This is a genomic window from Tenacibaculum sp. Ill, assembly GCF_051938915.1.
Lineage (GTDB): Bacteria > Bacteroidota > Bacteroidia > Flavobacteriales > Flavobacteriaceae > Polaribacter > Polaribacter larymnensis.
On sequence record NZ_JBPSCW010000002.1, the window covers coordinates 3,265,350 to 3,285,800 of the forward strand.

At 32.7% G+C, this 20,451-nt stretch carries 12 protein-coding genes; 4 read left to right on the forward strand and 8 right to left on the reverse strand.

Going from position 1 to position 20,451, the window contains the following annotated elements; all coding sequences use genetic code 11:
* Positions 1-83 precede the first annotated feature (83 nt).
* Genes ACTPNM_RS15440 through ACTPNM_RS15455 form a run of 4 tightly spaced genes read left to right on the forward strand, consistent with a single transcriptional unit; the run spans position 84 to position 3,535 of the window.
* On the forward strand, positions 84-1,187 hold the full coding sequence (locus tag ACTPNM_RS15440; protein WP_440122678.1) for a mechanosensitive ion channel family protein: 1,104 nt from the start codon (positions 84-86) through the stop codon (positions 1,185-1,187).
* Positions 1,180-2,247 (forward strand): ABC transporter permease, encoded by a 1,068-nt coding sequence (locus ACTPNM_RS15445; RefSeq protein WP_440122679.1) that lies wholly within the window; start codon positions 1,180-1,182, stop codon positions 2,245-2,247. The genes ACTPNM_RS15440 and ACTPNM_RS15445 overlap by 8 nt, the downstream gene beginning before the upstream one ends.
* Positions 2,248-2,281: 34 nt before the next feature.
* Positions 2,282-2,725 (forward strand): acyl-CoA thioesterase, encoded by a 444-nt coding sequence (locus ACTPNM_RS15450; protein WP_440122680.1) that lies wholly within the window; start codon positions 2,282-2,284, stop codon positions 2,723-2,725.
* The gene (locus tag ACTPNM_RS15455; RefSeq protein ID WP_440122681.1) at positions 2,726-3,535 is read left to right on the forward strand and encodes a DNA/RNA non-specific endonuclease; all 810 of its coding nucleotides are present in this window, start codon (positions 2,726-2,728) and stop codon (positions 3,533-3,535) included.
* Positions 3,536-3,554: 19 nt separating this feature from the next.
* Here the strand turns inward: ACTPNM_RS15455 and ACTPNM_RS15460 are convergent, their stop codons facing one another.
* The 8 genes from ACTPNM_RS15460 to ACTPNM_RS15495 form a co-directional block, all read right to left on the reverse strand.
* Positions 3,555-4,472: a PorP/SprF family type IX secretion system membrane protein gene (locus tag ACTPNM_RS15460; protein WP_440122682.1), complete on the reverse strand. Its 918-nt coding sequence runs from the start codon at positions 4,470-4,472 to the stop codon at positions 3,555-3,557.
* A 1-nt stretch (position 4,473) separates the two neighbouring features.
* Complete coding sequence (locus tag ACTPNM_RS15465) at positions 4,474-11,589, reverse strand: BspA family leucine-rich repeat surface protein (protein ID WP_440122683.1); 7,116 nt, start codon at positions 11,587-11,589, stop codon at positions 4,474-4,476.
* Between the two features lie 178 nt (positions 11,590-11,767).
* Positions 11,768-13,270 carry a helix-turn-helix domain-containing protein gene (locus ACTPNM_RS15470; RefSeq protein WP_440122685.1) on the reverse strand — a complete coding sequence of 501 codons (1,503 nt, stop codon included), beginning with the start codon at positions 13,268-13,270 and terminating at the stop codon, positions 11,768-11,770.
* A gap of 199 nt (positions 13,271-13,469) precedes the next feature.
* Positions 13,470-14,039, reverse strand: a complete 570-nt coding sequence (locus ACTPNM_RS15475) for a TetR/AcrR family transcriptional regulator (protein WP_274639560.1) — start codon at positions 14,037-14,039, stop codon at positions 13,470-13,472.
* 10 nt (positions 14,040-14,049) lie between these two features.
* Positions 14,050-15,450 carry an efflux transporter outer membrane subunit gene (locus ACTPNM_RS15480; protein WP_440122687.1) on the reverse strand — a complete coding sequence of 467 codons (1,401 nt, stop codon included), beginning with the start codon at positions 15,448-15,450 and terminating at the stop codon, positions 14,050-14,052.
* Between the two features lie 2 nt (positions 15,451-15,452).
* A complete protein-coding gene (locus tag ACTPNM_RS15485; protein ID WP_440122689.1) occupies positions 15,453-18,590 on the reverse strand; it encodes an efflux RND transporter permease subunit in 3,138 nt (1,045 codons plus the stop codon).
* 11 nt (positions 18,591-18,601) lie between these two features.
* Positions 18,602-19,726: an efflux RND transporter periplasmic adaptor subunit gene (locus tag ACTPNM_RS15490; protein ID WP_274639557.1), complete on the reverse strand. Its 1,125-nt coding sequence runs from the start codon at positions 19,724-19,726 to the stop codon at positions 18,602-18,604.
* 30 nt (positions 19,727-19,756) lie between these two features.
* Positions 19,757-20,233 (reverse strand): GbsR/MarR family transcriptional regulator, encoded by a 477-nt coding sequence (locus ACTPNM_RS15495; protein WP_274639556.1) that lies wholly within the window; start codon positions 20,231-20,233, stop codon positions 19,757-19,759.
* Between the last annotated feature and the right edge of the window lie 218 nt (positions 20,234-20,451).

Sequence of the window (20,451 nt, forward strand, 5' to 3'; positions counted from 1 at the left end):
TTACAAACCTAATTATATTTGGAATTTTAGGTTATATCTTATTCAAAATATTTAGGTATGTTGGTAAAAGAACGGTGAATAAAATGGCTGCAAAAACATCAACTAGTTTTGATGACATGCTTATTAAAAACAAAGCTTTTTTAAACCTTTCTAGAATTGTTATTCTTACTATTGTTTTTAATTTTTTAAAAGATATTTTAGTTGATTTCCCTCACTTGTTTACTTATGCTGAACGTATTGCAACTATTGCCATTATTTTTGCTATTGTTTGGTTTATACGCAGTATTTTACTGAGTGTTAAAGATTTTCTTCGTACTACAAATGCTTTCAAAGACAAACCTTTAGAAAGTTATGTACAAATCTTTATGGTCATATTGTGGTTAATTGCTGCTATTTCATCTTTTTCAGTATTAACAGGTAAACCTTTAATTAGATTTTTAACTGCTTTAGGAGCTTTTTCAGCTGTATTATTATTAATTTTTAAGGACACCATTCTTGGTTTTGTATCAAGTATTCAGGTAGCAGTAAATGATACTGTTAGAATTGGAGACTGGATTACCATGGAAAAATATGGTGCCGATGGTGATGTGGTTGAAATCAATCTTACTTCAGTAATTATTAGAAATTTTGACAACACAATATCTAGTATTCCTACGTATTATTTAACCTCTGATTCTTTTAAGAACTGGAGAACAATGAATACCTCAGGTGGTAGACGTATAAAGCGTTCAATTTTAATTAAAATAAATAGTATTCACTTTCTTTCCGATGAAGATATTGAACGTTTTAAAAAAATTGAATTAATTTCTGATTACATAGCAGAAAGTAGTAAAGAAGTTAAAAAATATAATGAAGAAAATAACGTAGATAAATCGGTTATTCTAAATGGTAGAAACCTTACCAATTTTGGGTCTTTCAGAATTTATTTAGATAAATACATTGAGAATCACCCAAAAATTAATCAAGACATGTTATTAATGTCTCGTCAGTTAGAGCCAACTGCTAATGGAATTCCGCTAGAGATTTATGCGTTTAGTAGAGAGAAAAATTGGGTAGATTATGAACGTGTTATGGCGAACATTTTTGATCATATTTTAGCTTCTGTAAAATATTTTGATTTGGAAGTTTTTCAAAATCCATCAAGTATTGATGTCAATAACTTGAAAGAAATACAAAAGAGTGAATAATAATACAGGTACATCTTTATGGCAAATAGCCATCCAAAAATTTAAACGTAGTAAAACAGGTATGTTTAGTTTTTGGTATATTGTTTTATGCGGATTTATTGCTGTTTTTTGCTATGTTTTAGCTCCTGATAACAGTAACTCTGCCAATCAAATGCATTTAGAAATTCACTCAAAACCTCCTGGATTTTCTGTGCAACTATTAAGTATTCCTTCAGAAGTAAAAAATCAACAATCGTGGTTTTCTGTTTTTATGGAAGGAAAGCAAAATTCATCAACAGAAATACCTATTAAATCATTTTCTGTTAAAAATAATCAGTTAGAAGTTATTAAATACTCCGATGGTTTACCTAAAGAGTTTCCTGCTTCCTACGAAAAGTACATTCAGCAAAAAACGTTTTATTTAGGAACTGATAAATATGGTCGTGACTTATTAAGCAGGTTATTAATTGGTGCTAGAATTTCATTTTTTATTGGGTTTATAGCTGTGTTTATTTCACTCTTAATAGGAATTCCTATTGGTGCTATTGCTGGTTATTTTGGTGGAAAGATTGATGATTTTATTATGTGGATTATCAATATCACTTGGTCTATCCCCACTCTTTTACTTGTTATTGCAATCACTTTGGCTTTAGGTAAAGGTTTTTGGCAAGTTTTTATTGCTGTAGGGCTAACCATGTGGGTAGAAGTTGCCCGTGTAGTTCGTGGTCAAGTTATTACAACCAAACAGCAGCAATATGTAGAAGCTGCCAAAGCTTTAGGTTTTTCTGATTTTAGAATTATTTTCAAACATATTTTACCTAACATTTTAGCTCCTATCATTGTAATTTCTGCCGCAAATTTTGCAGCTGCTATTTTAATTGAAAGCGGACTGAGTTTTTTAGGTATTGGAGCCCAACCTCCTACTCCTTCTTGGGGTGCTATGATTAAAAACCATTATAATTATATCATTTTGGGCAAACCATTTTTAGCATTGATTCCTGGATTAGCAATTATGAGTTTAGTAATGGCTTTTATGTTAATTGGAAATACACTTCGTGATGCTTTGGATGTGAAAGCATAAAATTTGTAAATTCGCTTTCTTAAATTTTTTTGATATGAGTTTTAGTGTTGAGTTTAAAACACGATGGGCAGATTTTGATGCCAATATACACATGCGTCATACCGCATATAATGACTATGCTGCTGAATTACGTTTACGTTTTTTTAAAGAGCATAATGTAACTGTTCAAGATTTCACAAAAGAAAACGTTGGTCCTATTTTATTTGAAGAAAACACCAAGTTTTTACGTGAAATACACATGGGAGAAGACATAACTGTTAACTTAAAGGTTACTGGTTTATCTGGAAAAGGTGAGCGTTGGAAAATTCAGCATGAAGTTTTTAATCAATCAGGTAAGCTCTCTGCAGTTATAACTGTTTATGGTGCTTGGTTAGATTTGGTTAAGCGTAAATTAACAGTACCTCCTATTAAGTTTCAAGAAATTTTTAATGAAGTTGAAAAAACTGAAGATTTTAAAGAAATTTTGTTAGGTAATTAAATGAGTACTTCAAGGAAAATAAAGGTTGTTATTACCATTGTTGCTTTGCTTGTAGGTTATTGGTTACAACAAAAAGAAGAGGCTAATGGTTCTTCTCAATCTACAACAGAAACAACTAGTAATAAAACTAATAACTTCAATTACTTTCCTACCTCAACAACTGGTGTCATTATAAAACATAATGGCTACCAGTTATCATATAGCGAAAAACACGAGCAAGCCGAATGGGTTGCTTACCCTTTAGATAAAAGTGATATTGTTTATACCAATCGTAAACGTCCGTTTTTTATTGTAGACCCTAAGGTGAAGACAAAGTCTGCGGATTGGAGAAATTATAAAAGGTCTGGTTATGACAAAGGACACTTATGTCCTGCTGGTGATAGACGTGCTTCTAAAAGTGCTCATGATGAAACTTTTTACACCTCTAACATTTCTCCTCAAAACCATGAATTTAACGCTGGTATTTGGAATAAACTAGAACAAAAAACTCGTTATTGGGCAAAAAAGTATAATCGCTTGTATGTTGTTACTGGTGGTATTTTAGAACCTAACTTAAAAACCATTGGAAAGGAAAAAGTAAGTGTTCCTAATTATTTTTATAAAGTTTTATTAGATTATACTCAGCCTGAAATTAAAGCTATTGCTTTTTTACTTCCTCATAAAGAAAGCAACAAACCTCTATCTGATTTTGTGGTTTCTATTGATGAATTAGAACAAAAAACAGGTATTGATTTCTTCCCTGAATTACCTGATACTATTGAAAATCAACTAGAGGCTTCTGCTAATTATAAAAATTGGAGTTTTAGGTAACAATTCTATAATACTCCTTTTAGTACCTACGTTTTTTCTCAAAAACATACGATAGAACAACTCCATGGCTATTTCCTAACACTGAATCGCTAAACGCAGCATTGTAGAAATACACAAACTTTAAGTTTTTTAGAGCATAAATACCTGCCATAAAATTAATTGAAGAGCTACTTCGATAACCAGTACCTATTTCGAATTTGTTTTTATAGTTAACTGCAACATTTGCATCAATCTGCATAGGTGCTCCACCTTCATACTTTAAGAAAACACTAGGTTTAATCATTACTTCCTCAAATCTATTAGTAAAAAAACGATACCCAAAATAACCATAAACAGGGTTTGATATATCTAAATCATCTCTTGACGCTAGTTTATCTCCTAAAAGATTTGGTAGTGAAATTCCTGCATAAAAATCTGCATGATTGTACAAAAATCCAATCCCAACAGTTGGCACAGTTACATTTATATTTTCTGAAAACTCTATATCGTCAGTAATTCCTAGTTCTAACAGATTCTCATTAAACTGCTGTACTCCTGCTGTTAGTCCAAACGATATTACATGTTCATTATAATGCTGCCAATAAGGTCTATCAATCTCAGTATCAAAAAATATTTTATACGAATATGCAGCATATGCATTTGTATAAGTACTCACACCTATTTTGTCTCTTACTATAGCTCCACCTATTCCCATTTTCTTCCTAGCTATAGGAGAATGAAAACTTAATGATAATGTTCTGGGACTTCCTTCAATACTATTTATATAACCGTAATTGCTAAGTGTAATTTCTGCTCCATCTGACATTCCTGTATAAGCCGAATTTATAATAAACGGATTATAATTATACTCTGGATACAAAGCCGTCTGTTGTCCCCAATTATTCTGAAATACCATTATAAAAATTAATGGTAAAATATAGTTTCTTATCTCTTTCATCTTATCTTTTTAAAACTAAAAACCCTTTCTTTTCTGTTGAATTTCCCCCTTTTGAAATTTTTATATTGAAAAAGTATGTTCCTGCTGGCAACTTATCACCTCCCATACTTGTTAGCTTATTGGCAACACCTCTAAAAACATTAAACTGATTATCATATTCTTTTATCTGGAACACCATATCTCCCCACCTATTAAAAACAGTTACTGAATTGTTAGGATATTCTTCAATTCCTTTTATTTCCCAAAAGTCATTTACTCCATCACCATTCGGAGAAAAACCATATTTAGTTTCTCCTACTAAACCTTCTTCTGTTCTAAAACTAATTTCTGAACAACCTGTAGCACTTCCTATAGAATTATATGGAGTCACCGAGACATAAATTGTGGTCGTTTCTGGTAAATCACTTGCTAGTGTGTAACTCGTTCCTGTTACTACTTCATTATTTACAATATCAGTTCCGCCTGAAGTTGTTCCAATTGACAGGTAATATCCATCTGCATCAGCTACTGCGTCCCAACTAATTCCGGTACTAACACTAACATTCGTTGCTCCGTTACTTGGAACTGTGATTGTTGTACAATTCGGTGCTGTTGGTAATGCTTCGGTTGTAAAACTAATTTCTGAACAACCTGTGGCACTTCCTACCGAATTGTACGGAATTACCGAAACATAAATTGTGGTCGTTTCTGGTAAATCACTTGCTAGTGTGTAACTCGTTCCTCTTATTGATTCATTATTTACAATATCAATTCCACCTAAAGTTGTTCCGATTGATAGGTAATATCCCTCAGCATCTGCTACTGCGTCCCAACTAATTCCTGTACTAACACTAACATCCGTTGCTCCGTTACTTGGAACTGTGATTGTTGTACAATTTGGGGCTGTTAGCAATGTTTCTGTAGTAAAACTAATTTCTGAACAACCTGTGGCACTTCCTACAGAATTATAAGGAGTCACCGAGACATAAATTGTGGTCGTTTCTGGTAAATCACTTGCTAGTGTGTAACTCGTTCCTCTTATTGATTCATTATTTACAATATCAGTTCCGCCTAAAGTTGTTCCAATTGACAGGTAATATCCATCTGCATCAGCTACTGCGTCCCAACTAATTCCGGTACTAACACTAACATCCGTTGCTCCACTGTTAGGAACTGTGATTGTTGTACAATTTGGGGCTGTTGGCAATGTTTCTGTAATGAAACTAATTTCTGAACAACCTGTGGTACTTCCTACAGAATTATAAGGAGTCACCGAGACATAAATTGTGGTCGTTTCTGGTAAATCACTAGCTAGTGTATAACTCGTCCCTGTTACTGATTCAGTATTTACAATATCAGTTCCACCTGAAGTTGTTCCGATTGACAGATAATATCCATCCGTATCAGCTATTGCATCCCAACTGATTCCAGTGTTAACACTAACATTCGGTGCTCCGTTACCTGGAGCTGTGATTGTTGTACAATTCGGTACTGTTGGCAATACTTCGGTTGTAAAACTAATCTCTGAACATCCTGTAGCACTTCCTATAGAATTATAAGGAGTCACCGAGACATAAATTGTTGTTGTTTCTGGTAAATCACTAGCTAGTGTGTAACTCGTCCCTGTTACTGATTCAGTATTTACAATATTAGTTCCACCTGAAGTTGTTCCAATTGACAGGTAATATCCATCTGCTTCAGCTACTGCATCCCAACTGATTCCAGTGTTAACACTAACATCCGTTGCTCCGTTACTTGGAACTGTGATTGTTGTACAATTTGGGGCTGTTGGCAATGTTTCCGTAGTGAAACTAATCTCTGAACAACCTGTAGCACTTCCTACAAAATTATAAGGAGTCACCGAGACATAAATTGTTGTTGTTTCTGGTAAATCATTTGCTAGTGTGTAACTCGTTCCTGTTGCTACTTCATTATTTACAATATCAGTTCCGCCTGAAGTTGTTCCGATTGACAGGTAATACCCATCTGCATCAGCTACTGCGTCCCAACTAATTCCTGTACTAACACTAACATTCGTTGCTCCGTTACTTGGAACTGTGATTATGGTACAATTTGGCACATTTACAACTGCACCTCCTGTAGTAAAACTTTCTTCTACACAACCTGTAGCGTCACCTACATCATTGTATGGAATTATACGAACATAATGTATTCTATTTTCTTGTAGATCTTGGGTAAAACTATACGAAGTAGTGTTTCCTACATCAATACTATTCACAACTTCTATTCCTCCTTGAGTAGTTCCTACACTTACTAAATACCCTGTTGCTTCTGCAATTTCATTCCAAGAAATGTCAGTATTCAACGGAACATTCGTTGAACCATTTATAGGATTCACTAAACTTGTACAACTAGGTGCTACTGGAATAAACTCTGTTTTAAAAGATTCTCCTCCACAACTTATTGCATCTCCTTCATCGTTATAAGGAGTTATAGTTACAAAAATATCGGTGTCTTCTGGTAAATCTACAGGTAAATCATATGTTGTACTGTTACCTACATCAATACTATTAAGAATATCTGACCCTCCAGAAGTACTTCCTACTGTAAGCCTGTACCCATCTGCATTGCTTATAACATTCCATTCTAAATTTGTACTAACAGGTATATCGGCAGCACCTGCAATTGGTAAGGTTAAATTGGTACAATTTGGTACTGTTGATGGAGTTGTAGATAGGGTAAAACTTTCTTCTGAACAAGGTCCTACCGCATCTCCATTTTCGTTTGAAGGTACAATAGTAACATGAACTGTTTCTCCTCCTGAAAAATCTGTAGCGAATTCATAAGTGGTGGCATTTACAACAGTTTCATTTATTATGGTTCCAGATGGTTCAATTCTAATTGTTAAAGCATATTCACGTGCATACAAAACAGATTCCCAAGTTAAATTAGTATTTACAGGAACATCTGTTGCTCCATTTAAAGGAGCTATTAACTGTGTACATTCTGGAATAGGACAATCTAAGACATCACCTGTAAAAGACCATCCAAAATTATCAATCATTGATTGCCTTTCTTCTACAGCATCGCAATATATAAGAGTGTTAGCTCCTAGGTTTATTCCTGATGTTAGTGTTTGTTCTGACCATGCAATAAGCGTATTGTCATAATTTACTCTGGTAAGAGCTGTATTATCTAGCATATTTTGCATGTTAGTTACACCACTAATATTCCAATCACCTAAATCTTGATTAAAAACTGTAGCGTTATTAAACATAGCGTTCATAGATACCGTATTTAATAACCATTGGTTTAAAGATTGATTAAACAAACTTGCACCTTGAAACATTCTATCCATGTTTGTCACTGCTGTTGGTCTCCAATTATTAATAGGTTGATTAAAGTTTATTGCTCCATTAAACATATCTTGCATGGTGGTTACTCTCCTGATATTCCAACTTCCAATAGCACCATCAAAGACCTCTGCTGATTGAAACATACCTTGCATATTTGTTACTGATGCTACATTCCAAGAATCTAACGATTTATTAAAAGATGTTGCTCCCCGAAACATTTCTTGCATGGTGGTTACAAAAGATACATTCCAGTTATTAATATCTTGATTAAATTTAGACGCTCCATAAAACATTTCAGCCATCGTTTGTGCTTCGCCTGTATTCCAATTCCCTAAAGGTTGGTTAAATATTTCTGCATCTTTAAACATTGCTTCAAAGTTTGTAACTACTGAAACATTCCAGTTTTCCAACGGGTTATCAAAAGCAATAGCTTCTTCAAACATTGAAGGCATTAACGTTACTGAGCTTACATTCCAAGAATTTAATGGTTGATTGAAAACTGTGGCTTGTTGAAACATTTGGCTCATATTAGCAACAGCACTTACATCCCAATTATTTAATGGTTGATTAAACACCTCTGCTCTTCGGAACATCCCTGACATATTAACTACTGAATCTACATCCCAAGAATTTAACGGTTGATCAAACATTTGAGCATTGTAAAACATTAAACTCATGTTCGTTACATTGGTTACATTCCAACTATTTATATTTTGATTAAAATCACCAGCGCTTTGAAACATACTCTCCATGCTAGTAACCTTAGATACATTCCAACTATCTAGTGGTTGATCAAATACAGATGCGCTTTCAAACATTGAAGTCATATTTGTAACAGAACCTACATTCCAAGAATTTAAAGGTTGATTAAAATCAACACATCTCTGAAACATTTCAGACATATCTGTAACATTACTTACATCCCAATTATCTATATTTTGATTAAAAGCCATACTTGAAATAAATCCTTTAAACATTTCAGACATATTGGTAACATTGCTTACATCCCAGTTATCAAGTGGCTGGTTAAATGCTTCTGCTCTTTCAAACATACTACTCATATCTGTAACATTACTTACATTCCAATTATTAAGATTCTGATCAAATACTTCTGCATTCTGAAACATACCTCCCATATTTATTACATTTCCGGTATTCCAGTTCCCTATATCTTGATTAAACTTTACAGCACTACCAAAGATATAGTTCATATTAGTAACATTACTTACATTCCAGTTATTAAGTGGTTGGTCATAAACTGAAGTTCCACTAAACATACTACGCATGTTCGTTACATTGCTAACATTCCAATTATTTATGTTTCCATTAAATTTCCTGCATGAACTAAACATTCTTTCCATATCCGTTACATTGCTTAGATTAGGAATATCTGTGGCATTGTACTCCATATTTGCGCAACTATAAAAAGCTTCGTACATACTTTCCCAGACTTGTGTTCCCCATTGATCTATAGATAATAACTTGTCAGAGTCTCCAAAAGTTTCATGCTTTGGAGAAGGAAAAACACCAATAATACTTACTGTATAAATCCCTGGGGTAAGGTATGTGTGTGTAATATCACCCGTAACATTATGGTTATATTGTCCATCTCCCCAATCTATAGAATAGTTGTATGTAAGATATTTTGGATAACCTGAATTTGTTTCTATTCTTAACTGATTTGTTGGTGTAGTGCGTGAAGATTGAATACTTGTATCATAGGTAAGCTTGAATACATCTGGACTATTTACCCAACTTTCTATTACTGTAAAACTAATTTCTTGGCAACCTGTAGCTGGTCCTTCATCATTATACGGGACAACTGTTACATATACAGTATCTCCTGCTATAAATTCATTGGTAAAGTCGACTCCTACTACATTTCCTACATCTTCATTATTATATATAACTTGTGAAGTCGCTCCGTTTTCTCTTCTTACACTAATTCTATACCCTGTAGCATTAGGAGCTGGGTTCCAACGAATATCACTGTTTGCAGGCACTTGTGTGTCACCTGCTTGTGGCATTGTTATTTGAGTACATAATACATAGGAACAGTTCACAATATCTCCTGATATAGTCCAACCGTTATTATCAATTAAACTTTGTCTCTGGTTTAATGCATCACAATAATTAAGGTTCGTCGCTCCTAAGTTAATATTGTTTTGAACTGTTTGAACACTCCAGGCTATAAGAATATTATCATAATTCTCTTGAGAAATACCACTACTTGACAACATATTTGTCATGTTTGTAACACTAGATATGTCCCAGACTCCTATATTTTGATTAAATGAAGTAGCCTGATTGAACATATAAGACATGTTTCTAACATTTCCGGTTTCCCAACTGGTTATATCTTGATTAAAGGATATAGCTCTATCAAACATATATTGAAAGCTCGTAATACTACTTACATCCCAGCTATTCAAAGGTTGATTAAAAGCTTCTGCTTGTTGAAACATGTTACGCATATTAGTAATATTGCTTACGTCCCAAGTATTCAATGGCTGATTGAAAGCTTCTGTTCTTTCAAACATACTTTCTACATCGGTAACCTTACTAATATTCCACAAGCTTATATCCCGATTAAAAGCAATAGCTCCTTCAAACATTCCACTCATAGTAATTACATTACTCACATCCCAATTACCTATGAGCTGATTAAAACCAGAGTTATCTCGAAACATGTAACTCATATCAGTAACATTACTTACATCCCAGTTACCTATAGATTGATTAAAAACTGCTCCCCAAGCCCATCCATCAAACATACCTGACATATTTGTAACATTACTTACATTCCAATTGTTTAAAGGTTGATTAAAGGTTCTGTTTCTAAAAAATAGCTTAGACATATCAGTAACATTACTAACATTCCAACTATTTAAGGGTTGATTGAATTTAGATTGACTAAACATTCCCGCCATTGTTGTAACACTACTTACATCCCAGTTATCTATTGGACTATTAAAGCTAGAACCTTTAAATGTGTTATTCGTATTGATAACATTACCAACATTCCAATTATTCATTGGTTGATTATATGCACCTGTATCGTAAAAAGCTCCTTCCATATTAACAACATTAGCTACATTCCAGCTATTAATATTTTGATTGAATTTACGAGCCCTATATAAAAAGTTTTCTAAAGTAGTTACCGCTGAAGTATTCCAATTATCTAATGGTTCATTAAAATTGCTTGCATCGTAAAAAGTGTAAGACATATCTGTTACATTAGATGTATCCCACTGATCTAAAGGTCTATTGAAAATTTCACAATCCATAAATAATCCTGATATATTAGTTATGGTGCTCATATTCCAATTATTCATAATACCATTAAATAATGAACAATCTCTAAAAGCATTTTGTAAACTAGTAACTTGGCTTAAATCTGGTGGAGCAATGGCATCAAAATTTAGGTTTGAACATCCGTAGAATGCATTTTCCATACTTTGCCATTGAATTGTACCCCAAGACAATATTTCAATAATTTTGTCAACGTCTCCAGCATTGTTAAAATAGATTGCAGGAAACGTACCATCTATCTTAATTGTGTAAGTTCCTTGTGTAGCATAGGTATGTGTAATATCTCCCGTTACATTTGAGTCTATATTTCCGTCACCCCAGTCAATGGTATAAGAATAAGTATAAGCTGAATTGGTTGGTATGGTTATTTCATTATCTGCTGAAGAATCAGTGCTAACATTTGTAGTATTCCATAAAGATGTAAATGACTGTGAAAACAATTGACTGCTTACAATAAAAAAAAGTACTGTAAAACTATTCTTTAAAAACTTACTAATAAATTTCCTCATTCTTTTTAATCTAATTTTAAACTTCTTCTTAACTAACCATTTTAATTTTACAACATAACACATGATGTAAAACCACCTAAATAATCATAGATGTTTTTTGTTTGATTGTACTATTAAATAATAAGGCGCAAGATATAACCGCTGGTTGTTATAGAAGTATCATTCTATAGAGTGGAACCTATTTTATTAGTTTTTTTCGGTACTCTGTAGGTGTATAACCTGTTTGTTCTTTAAACACACGGTTGAATGTTGTTTTACTTTTAAAACCAGCATCGTAGGCTACAGCAATTATTTTGTAATCTTTATTAGTAGGTTGTTCTAATATTTTTTTAGCTTCTTTTATTCGATATGAATTGATAAGTTGGTAGAAGTTTTTATCAAATTCAAACGAAAATACTTCAGATAAATGATGACTACTTAACGATAGTTTTTTTGCAAAGTTTGCTTGAGTTAAATCGTGATTTAAGTATATCTTTTCTTCTTCTATTGCTTTTAATATTTTTTGCTGGTAAGAAACTCTATCTTCTTTTGACAATGAGGAATTTTTATACTTTTCAGAAGCTTCTTTTATCTTTTCTGTTATTTTATTTGTTTCTTTTATATCACTTTTCTCTTCATTCTTTTTTATGTAAATCCAAAACACACCTCCTAAACCAATTACACAAAACACACCAAACCACAACAAACTTTTTTGTTGTTCTGAAAGTAGCGCTTTTGTGTTTTCTTGTGCTAAAACTGTTTTTTCTCTTGCTCCAATTTCTGCTTTTAGCTCCTCTGTAATAGCTTTCTTTTGATTCTTTAGAAAACTTATTCGGCTTTTGTTATGTTTCTTTTCTGCATTTAAATAAGCTGTTGTTTTGTTTAGCTTTTGATATATTATAGCTAGATTTTTATAACATATCATTTCTATTTCTTCTATATTCCTTTCAGAAGCTATACTTAATGCTTGTTTTAAATTTTCTTCCGCTTTATTGTAATGTTCTAACTTTAAATTTGCGACTCCTAAATTGACAAAAATCCATGCTTTTACTCTAGTATTTTTTTCAAAAGCCTTATACTTTCTAGCTCTATTAGCTATTTCAACTGATTTTTCATATTCTCCTAACTTATAATACGAACTGCTGATATGGTTTAATGATGTTAAAACAATACTTTCATTTCCTGTTTCTTCTCCTATTTTTTTTACTTGCTGCGCATAAAACAGTGATTTTTCCTCATTATTTAAAGCTGAGTAGCTTGTTGATAAACCATTCAACGCAGCCATTTTTATTAAGTTAGGTTTCTTCATATAGGTAGTTTGCTTTAAAACCTTCTTCATGGTTTCTATACTTTTTTCATAAAGCTCAACATTATTATATGTGTTTCCTAAATTAACCAGCACTAGAGTTTCAGCTTGTTTACTTTCTTGTATTGTTTTTGCTACGACTAATGCTTCTTTATACAATGCTATACCTTCTACATACTTTGTTTGCATGTTCAAGCTTATTGCTTGATTAACCATTGCTTTTACTTGTAGATCTTTTAGGTTATTCTCTTTAGAAATATTATAAAGAGAATCACTATAAATCTTATGAAGTTTGTAGTTTCCTTCCTTATAGTTTTCTTGTAGTTTTTCTAAATAACTCTCTGCTTTTTTCTGAACTTCAGCAAACTGTGAATCTACTTTATTCTGACTATACAACTGGGTTACAAGACTAAGTAATAGATATATGGTTATTTTTTTTAGCAAATTTTATTTATTTCCCACAAAAATACATCAAAATACTTTCCCTTAATCCTTTTTAATAACTACCTGATCTTCAAACACAAAAAAAGTGTCTTGCAGATATGATAACATACTACATGACACTTCTTATCAAAAACCACAAAAACTTGTGTACTTATTTAGCGGGTTTTAGAGAGTTTAAGTTATTAATAATCATATACTCTAATAGTACTTCTTTTGAGTAATCGTCAAACAAATTATCTGCATCAAACAAACGACTCTCAAGCCCGCTTAAATATAACTTACTAAATAATTCAAGATCTACATCAGATCTTATTTCTCCCTGTGTTTTGGCTTCTTCTAGTAAATTCATTATATCTGTTGAAACAACATCTGTAGTAATCTCTTTATAAGCATCGTAAGCATTAGGGTAGTATTTTTTTAACCCAAAAATAAATGAAGGTTTAAACTTTTCTACGTACTTAAAAATTACTTTATATATCTCTATTACTTTACTTAATGCTGTTTTATCAGATTTTAAAATAGGCTCAGTATCAATTTTGAATTCATTTATTAATTCTTTAATACTTTCAATTATCAATTCCTCTTTTGAAGAAAAGCAAGCATAAATAGTTTTTTTTGAAATTCCGAGTAGCTCAGCTATTTCATCCATTGTGGTATGCTTACTGCCAAATGCTATAAACTTTTCTTTGGCTACCTTAATAAGTTTTGACCTATTACCCATTATAACCTATTTACTTCCAACCGCCTCCAAGTGCTTCATATAAATTAACAACACTTAATAACTGATTTAACTTGTTATTGATAACATTTAACTCAGCATTTAAAGCTCTTTCTCTTGCTGTTAATAAATCTAAATAATTAGCATATCCATTTTTTAACAACTCTTCAGAGTTTACTTCTGCTCTTCGTAAAGCTTCAACTTCATTTTTTCTATAATCAAACTTTTCGGTTTCTGCTTTATAATCAAAAAGTGCATTTGAAACCTCATTTCCAGCAGTTAACAAAGTCTTTTTAAAAGTTAACAATGCTTGTTCTTGTTGTGCTTTAGCTACCTCATGTTGTGTTTTAATCTTTCTTTGATTAAAAATAGGCTGTGTTAAACCTCCTATAATATTTGCAAACAAAGAGTTTGTGCTTAATAATTCATCTAACTCTAAACTTTGAAATCCTCCACTTGCCGTTACTGTTAACGATGGGTAAAAATTACTTTTGGCAACATTAGTCATTTCAAAAGCGTTTATTAAACCATATTCAGCTGCCATAACATCTGGTCTATTTCTTAATAAAGTTGCTGGAACACCTACTTTAATAGCTGCATCTAATTGTTGTTCTGATAGTTTACTTCTTTCAATAACTACAGATGTTCTTCCTAGTAATAGATTTAGTGTATTCTCAATTTTAAAGATAGATGCTTCTAAATCTACTTTTAGTGCTTTTGCATTGTTATACTGTGCAATATTTTGATCTACTGCTACCTGATTTACCTGACCTGCATCTTTAAGAGCTTTGATAGTATTTACACTACTCTCTCTCGTTTCAATAGTTTGTTCAGTAATTTCTAACTGAGCATCTAAAGCTACTAACTGATAATAGGTAGTTGCTATTGCTGAAACTAATTGAGTTTTTACTGCTTGATGAGCTGCTACACTTTGTAAATAACCTGCTTTTCCTGCTCGTTTATTACTTCGTATTTTACCCCAGATATCGGCTTCCCATGAAAGATTTCCTGTTATATCATACTGGTCGATACTACCGTTAAAAAAAGATCCAAACTGGCTGTTTTTTGCTAATTCTTGGTGAGTAGCTTTTGCTCCTACACTTAAAGTAGGAAAATATCCTGCCTTGCCTTGTTTCATATAAGCCTCAGCAGCTGCCATTTGTTGTATTGCTACACGGATATCTAAGTTATTTTGAAGCCCTTCATCAATATATTGCTTCAAGTGGGCATCAGTAAACATATCTTTCCATGATACATCTGCCATTGAGATACTATCTTTTGGTAAATTATCTGTTCTATACAAATGTTCTGTTTCTTTTAACTCAGGACGTGCATAATCCTTAGCAACAAAACAACTTTGTAAGGTTGTAGCCATTACGGCTACAACCAAGGTTTTATTTAGTATACGTTTCATAATTAATCTTCTTTAGTTTCAATAACAACTGGTTTGCTTGATACTTTTTCTTGTAACCATTGAAATACCACAAATAGTACAGGAATAACGAATACCCCTATTAAAGTACCTATTAACAATCCTCCTGCAGCACCAGTTCCGATAGAGTTATTTCCTGCAGCCCCTACTCCTTTTGCTAATACTAACGGCATTAACCCTAGGATAAATGCAAACGAGGTCATTAAAATAGGTCTTAAACGTACTTTTGCTCCTTCAATAGCTGCTTCGTATAAGCTTTTTCCTTGTTTACGGCGTTGTATCGCAAATTCTACAATAAGAATTGCGTTTTTAGCTAACAGACCTAACAACATAATTAAGGCTATTTGGAAATAGATGTTATTTTCTAACCCAGCTAAATATGTTGTGTAATACGCTCCTGCTACCCCAATTGGTAATGAGAAAATTACTGATAATGGTAATAGGTAACTCTCGTATTGTGCTGCTAATAAGAAATAAACAAACAAAATACTAATCATAAAAATAATGGTAGATTGTCCTGATGATGCTATTTCTTCTCTAGTAATTCCTGAGTAAGCAACACTATAACCTTCTGGTAAATTATTTTCTGCTAAGGTGTTTATTTTAGTAATTGCATCTCCTGTACTAAATCCTGGAGTTACACCTCCGTTTACTGTTACAGAGTTAAACAAGTTGAAACGATTTACCGTTTGAGGACCATATACACGTTTTAAGCTTACAAATTGAGATATTGGTGTCATTTCTCCACTTGGAGTTTTTATAAACATACTATTTAGGCTTTCTTCATTTACTCTATCTTCAGGTAATGATTGTACAAAAACTCTAAATTGTTTTCCAAATCTACTAAAGTCAGCTGCATAATTACCTCCAATATATCCTTGTAAAGCTGAAAGGATAGCACTTGTTGACACTCCTGCCTCTTTAGCTCTTTCTACATTGATATCTAATTCCAACTGAGGGAAACCAGTATCAAAAGAGTTAGAAGCATATGCTATTTCTGATTGTTGATTTAAAAGACCTACAAATTCTTTTGCTGTTGCATCCATTTCTGTTAATGGCTTAGCTGAACGGTCTAATAATCTCATTTCAAAACCATCTGCACTACCAAAACCTGGCACACTTGGTGGGGTAAAGAAAATAATATTCGCATCTGGTATCATCGCTGCTTTACCAAACAATTGACCTACTATGCTTTGAACTGATTCCGCATCACTTTCTCTTTCACTCCAATCTTCTAAAATGATAAAGCCCATAGCATACGAACTTCCTTCTCCAGAGAAAAAGTTTCTTCCACTAATAAATGATGCTCCTTTTATTCCTTCAATTCCTTTAATACTTTCATATAGTTTTTCTGTTACTTTATATGATCTATCTAATGAGGAACCTGCTGGTAATTCAGCATTCATAAATACTACCCCTCTATCTTCTGATGGTACGAAACCTGTAGGTATTGTATTACTTGCCCATACAATAGCTAAAACACTTAACCCTAAAATACCTGCTGTTACCCATTTATGCTTAACTAAAAAGCCTAAAGACTTGGTATATTTATTTGTTACCGCGTTGAATCCTGCGTTAAAAGCATCATAAAATCGCTGTAACAATCCTTTTTTCTTATGATCGTCGTTATGCGGTTTTAACAACAACGCACTTAAGGCTGGTGTTAATGTTAATGCATTTACTGCTGAAATTAAGATGGCAACCATTAATGTTACACCAAATTGCTCATAAAATACTCCTGATGGTCCTTGTATAAAAGTAATTGGCACAAATACCGCCATCATTACTAATGTAATAGACACAATAGCTCCACTAATTTCACTCATGGCAGAAATTGATGCTTTTTTTGCACTTTCTGCTCCATCTTCCAGTTTAGCGTGTACTGCTTCTACTACTACAATGGCATCATCTACCACAATTCCGATTGCTAAGATTAAAGCGAATAACGTTAGCAGGTTGATCGAATATCCAAACAGGTTTAAGAAAAAGAACGTACCAATAATTGATACTGGAACTGCTATGGCTGGTATTAAGGTAGATTTAAAATCTTGCAAGAAAATGAACACTACAATAAATACTAATAAAAAGGCTTCAATCAAGGTACTTTTTACTTTGTCTACAGACGCTGTTAAGAATTTGTTTGTGTCGTAGTTAATGATATAATCTAATCCTTCTGGGAAATCTTTCTTTAAATCTTCCAGCTTTACATAAATATTCTCAATAATTTCCTGTGCATTAGATCCTGGTGTTTGAAAAACTCCAAAGTTAAGTGCTGGATTTCCATTTGTACGTGAAAGTGATGAATAAGAAAATGCATCTAACTCTACTTTTGCTACGTCTTTAACACGTAAAAACTGTCCATTTCCTAAAGCTTTTACAACAACATTTTCATATTCTTTTGCCGTTTTATATCGTCCTTTATATTTGATTACATATTCAAAAGATTCTCCTGTGTTTTGCCCTAAAGATCCAGCTGCTGCTTCTAAACTTTGTTCATTAATTGCAGCTATTACTTCTCTAGGTTCTAACTTATATGATGCCATTTTTGCTGGATCTAACCATACACGCATCGAATAGTCTTTTGCTCCAAATACATTTACAGCCCCTACTCCAGAAACACGTTGCAATTCTGGTTTTACATTTATATTCAGATAATTCTGAATAAAAACATCATCATATTCAGGGTTTGTTGAAAATATAGCGGCATACAAAAGTGCCGAGTTTTGTTGTTTTGCTGTAATAACCCCTGCTCTTGTAACCTCAGAAGGTAATAAAGCATTAGCTCTAGCAACTCTGTTCTGTACGTTCACCGCAGCAATATCAGGGTCGTAACCTTGTTCAAAGAAAACTTGAATACTTGCTGCACCTGTATTACTTGCTGTAGAAGTCATGTAAGTCATTCCTTCTACCCCATTTATTTGTTCTTCTATAGGAACAATAACACTTTCTAGAATTGTTTCGGCACTAGCTCCTGGATATGAAGCTGTAACCTGCACCGTTGGTGGTGCTATATCAGGATATTGCGTTACCGGTAATTGTGTTAATGACAGTACTCCTAATATTACTATGATAATAGAAATTACTGTAGAGAGTACCGGACGCTCTATAAATTTTTGTAACATGATTTTCTTTATTATTTAAATACCGTATCGAATGAGTTAACTATACTGTCTAAAGGTGTTGGAACTGGTTTAATTTTTGCTCCAGAACGAACTTTATTTAAGCCTTTTGCTAAAATGGTTTGTTCTATTGTTAATCCTGACTTTACCACATAAAGCTTTCCTACTTGTGCTTCTACTTCAATAGTTTTTTCAGCTAAAGAGTCATTATTTACTGTATAAACATATACCTTACCTTGACGTTCAAATGTAGATTCTGAAGGTATAATTAATGCATCGTTATGTACTTTAGGTATTAAGATTGTACCACTACTTCCGTTACGTAACAAGCCTGCTTTATTATCAAACTTTGCTCTAAAGCTAATAGTTCCTGTTTGCTGGTTAATATCTCCTGCAATGGTTTCAATAATTCCAGTTTGTTCATACTCTTTTCCATTAGCTAACAATAACTTTACTGGTGGTAATTTTTTGATTTTTTCATCCATTGTATCACCCTCTGCTGAAGCAATGAAGTTTAAAAACTCTTTTTCATTCATAGAAAAGTATGCATATACATTTTTTATAGAAGCTACTTTTGTTAGTGGCATTGCACTTTGTGCACTTACTAAAGCTCCTTTTCTATAATTAATTGAACCTACAAATCCGTTCACAGGACTTTTTATATTAGCGTAATTAATATTAGCTACAATACTGTTATAACTACTTTTAGCTTGTGCTAAACTTGCTTTTGCTGTTTCTAATTGAACTGGACTAATAATGTTCTTTTCTACTAATGGTTTTAATTTATTAACTTCAACCTGCGCTGTATTTACAGCTGCTTTTGCTGCCTCAGCATCTTGACTTAATGATTGGGTTTCTAACTTAAACAATAGTTGCCCTTGTTTAACTTTCTGTCCTTCTTTTACCAAAACGTTCTTTACGTATCCAGAAACTTTTGGTCTTATTTCACTATTTACTTCTCCTTCAATAGTTACAGGATAACTTTGGTAATTTGTTATTGTTTTTTTTGCTACTTTAACTACTGGAAAAGGCAGTGCTGTTGGCTTCTGTTGGTTTTGTTGTTGTTGTTTTCCACAGCTTGTAAAAAATAATGCAACAATGCTAAGAATAGCAATACCGTATATATGTTGATATTTCATTTTATGTATATAATAATTAGTGTTTGTGGTTTATAATTTTTCTTTCAGTTTAGTAATAGATTCTATAGCTCCATTTAAAAACTCAATAAAACTATCATGAAAATCAAGATCAAACTTATCTTCTTCTTTCAATGTTTTATTAATACCTTCTTTATATTCTTTAACTTCTATATGTAACTCCTTTTCTCCTTCCCATTCTTCTACCATATTGCTTATTCCTTGTAACATAGTATCACTATTTAGGATAAAGTATTTTTTCCTGTCACCTGTTTTTGTAAAATAACTTACCTTCTTTAATCCTTGTAGGTGATTAAGGTGTGTTGAAATCGTACTCTTACTAGCACACAGACCAGACACCAAGTCTTCAAAAGTTGTTCCTTGCTTTCCTGTTAAAATAATGTGTGAAAATATCCTTGCCGCCACTGGAGCTAACTGTTCTTTTTTTTCCAAAAAAATACCTAGCTTCTCAACTAATTCACATTTTCTCTTTTCTGCTTGATTCATCATCATTAAAAATTTACATTGCAAAAATAAGTTTAGTTCGGAACAAACCGAACTAAACGAAGTTAAAAAATTGTTAATACATTCTTAACAAACGATATTAAATAACTATCCTTTAACCCCTCAACTCAAATTATAATCTAAAATCAACCCTAACTAAAAGCACCAATCAACACAGACAAAAACACAATAAAAATCAAATTCCATTAATTAATATGTTTTAT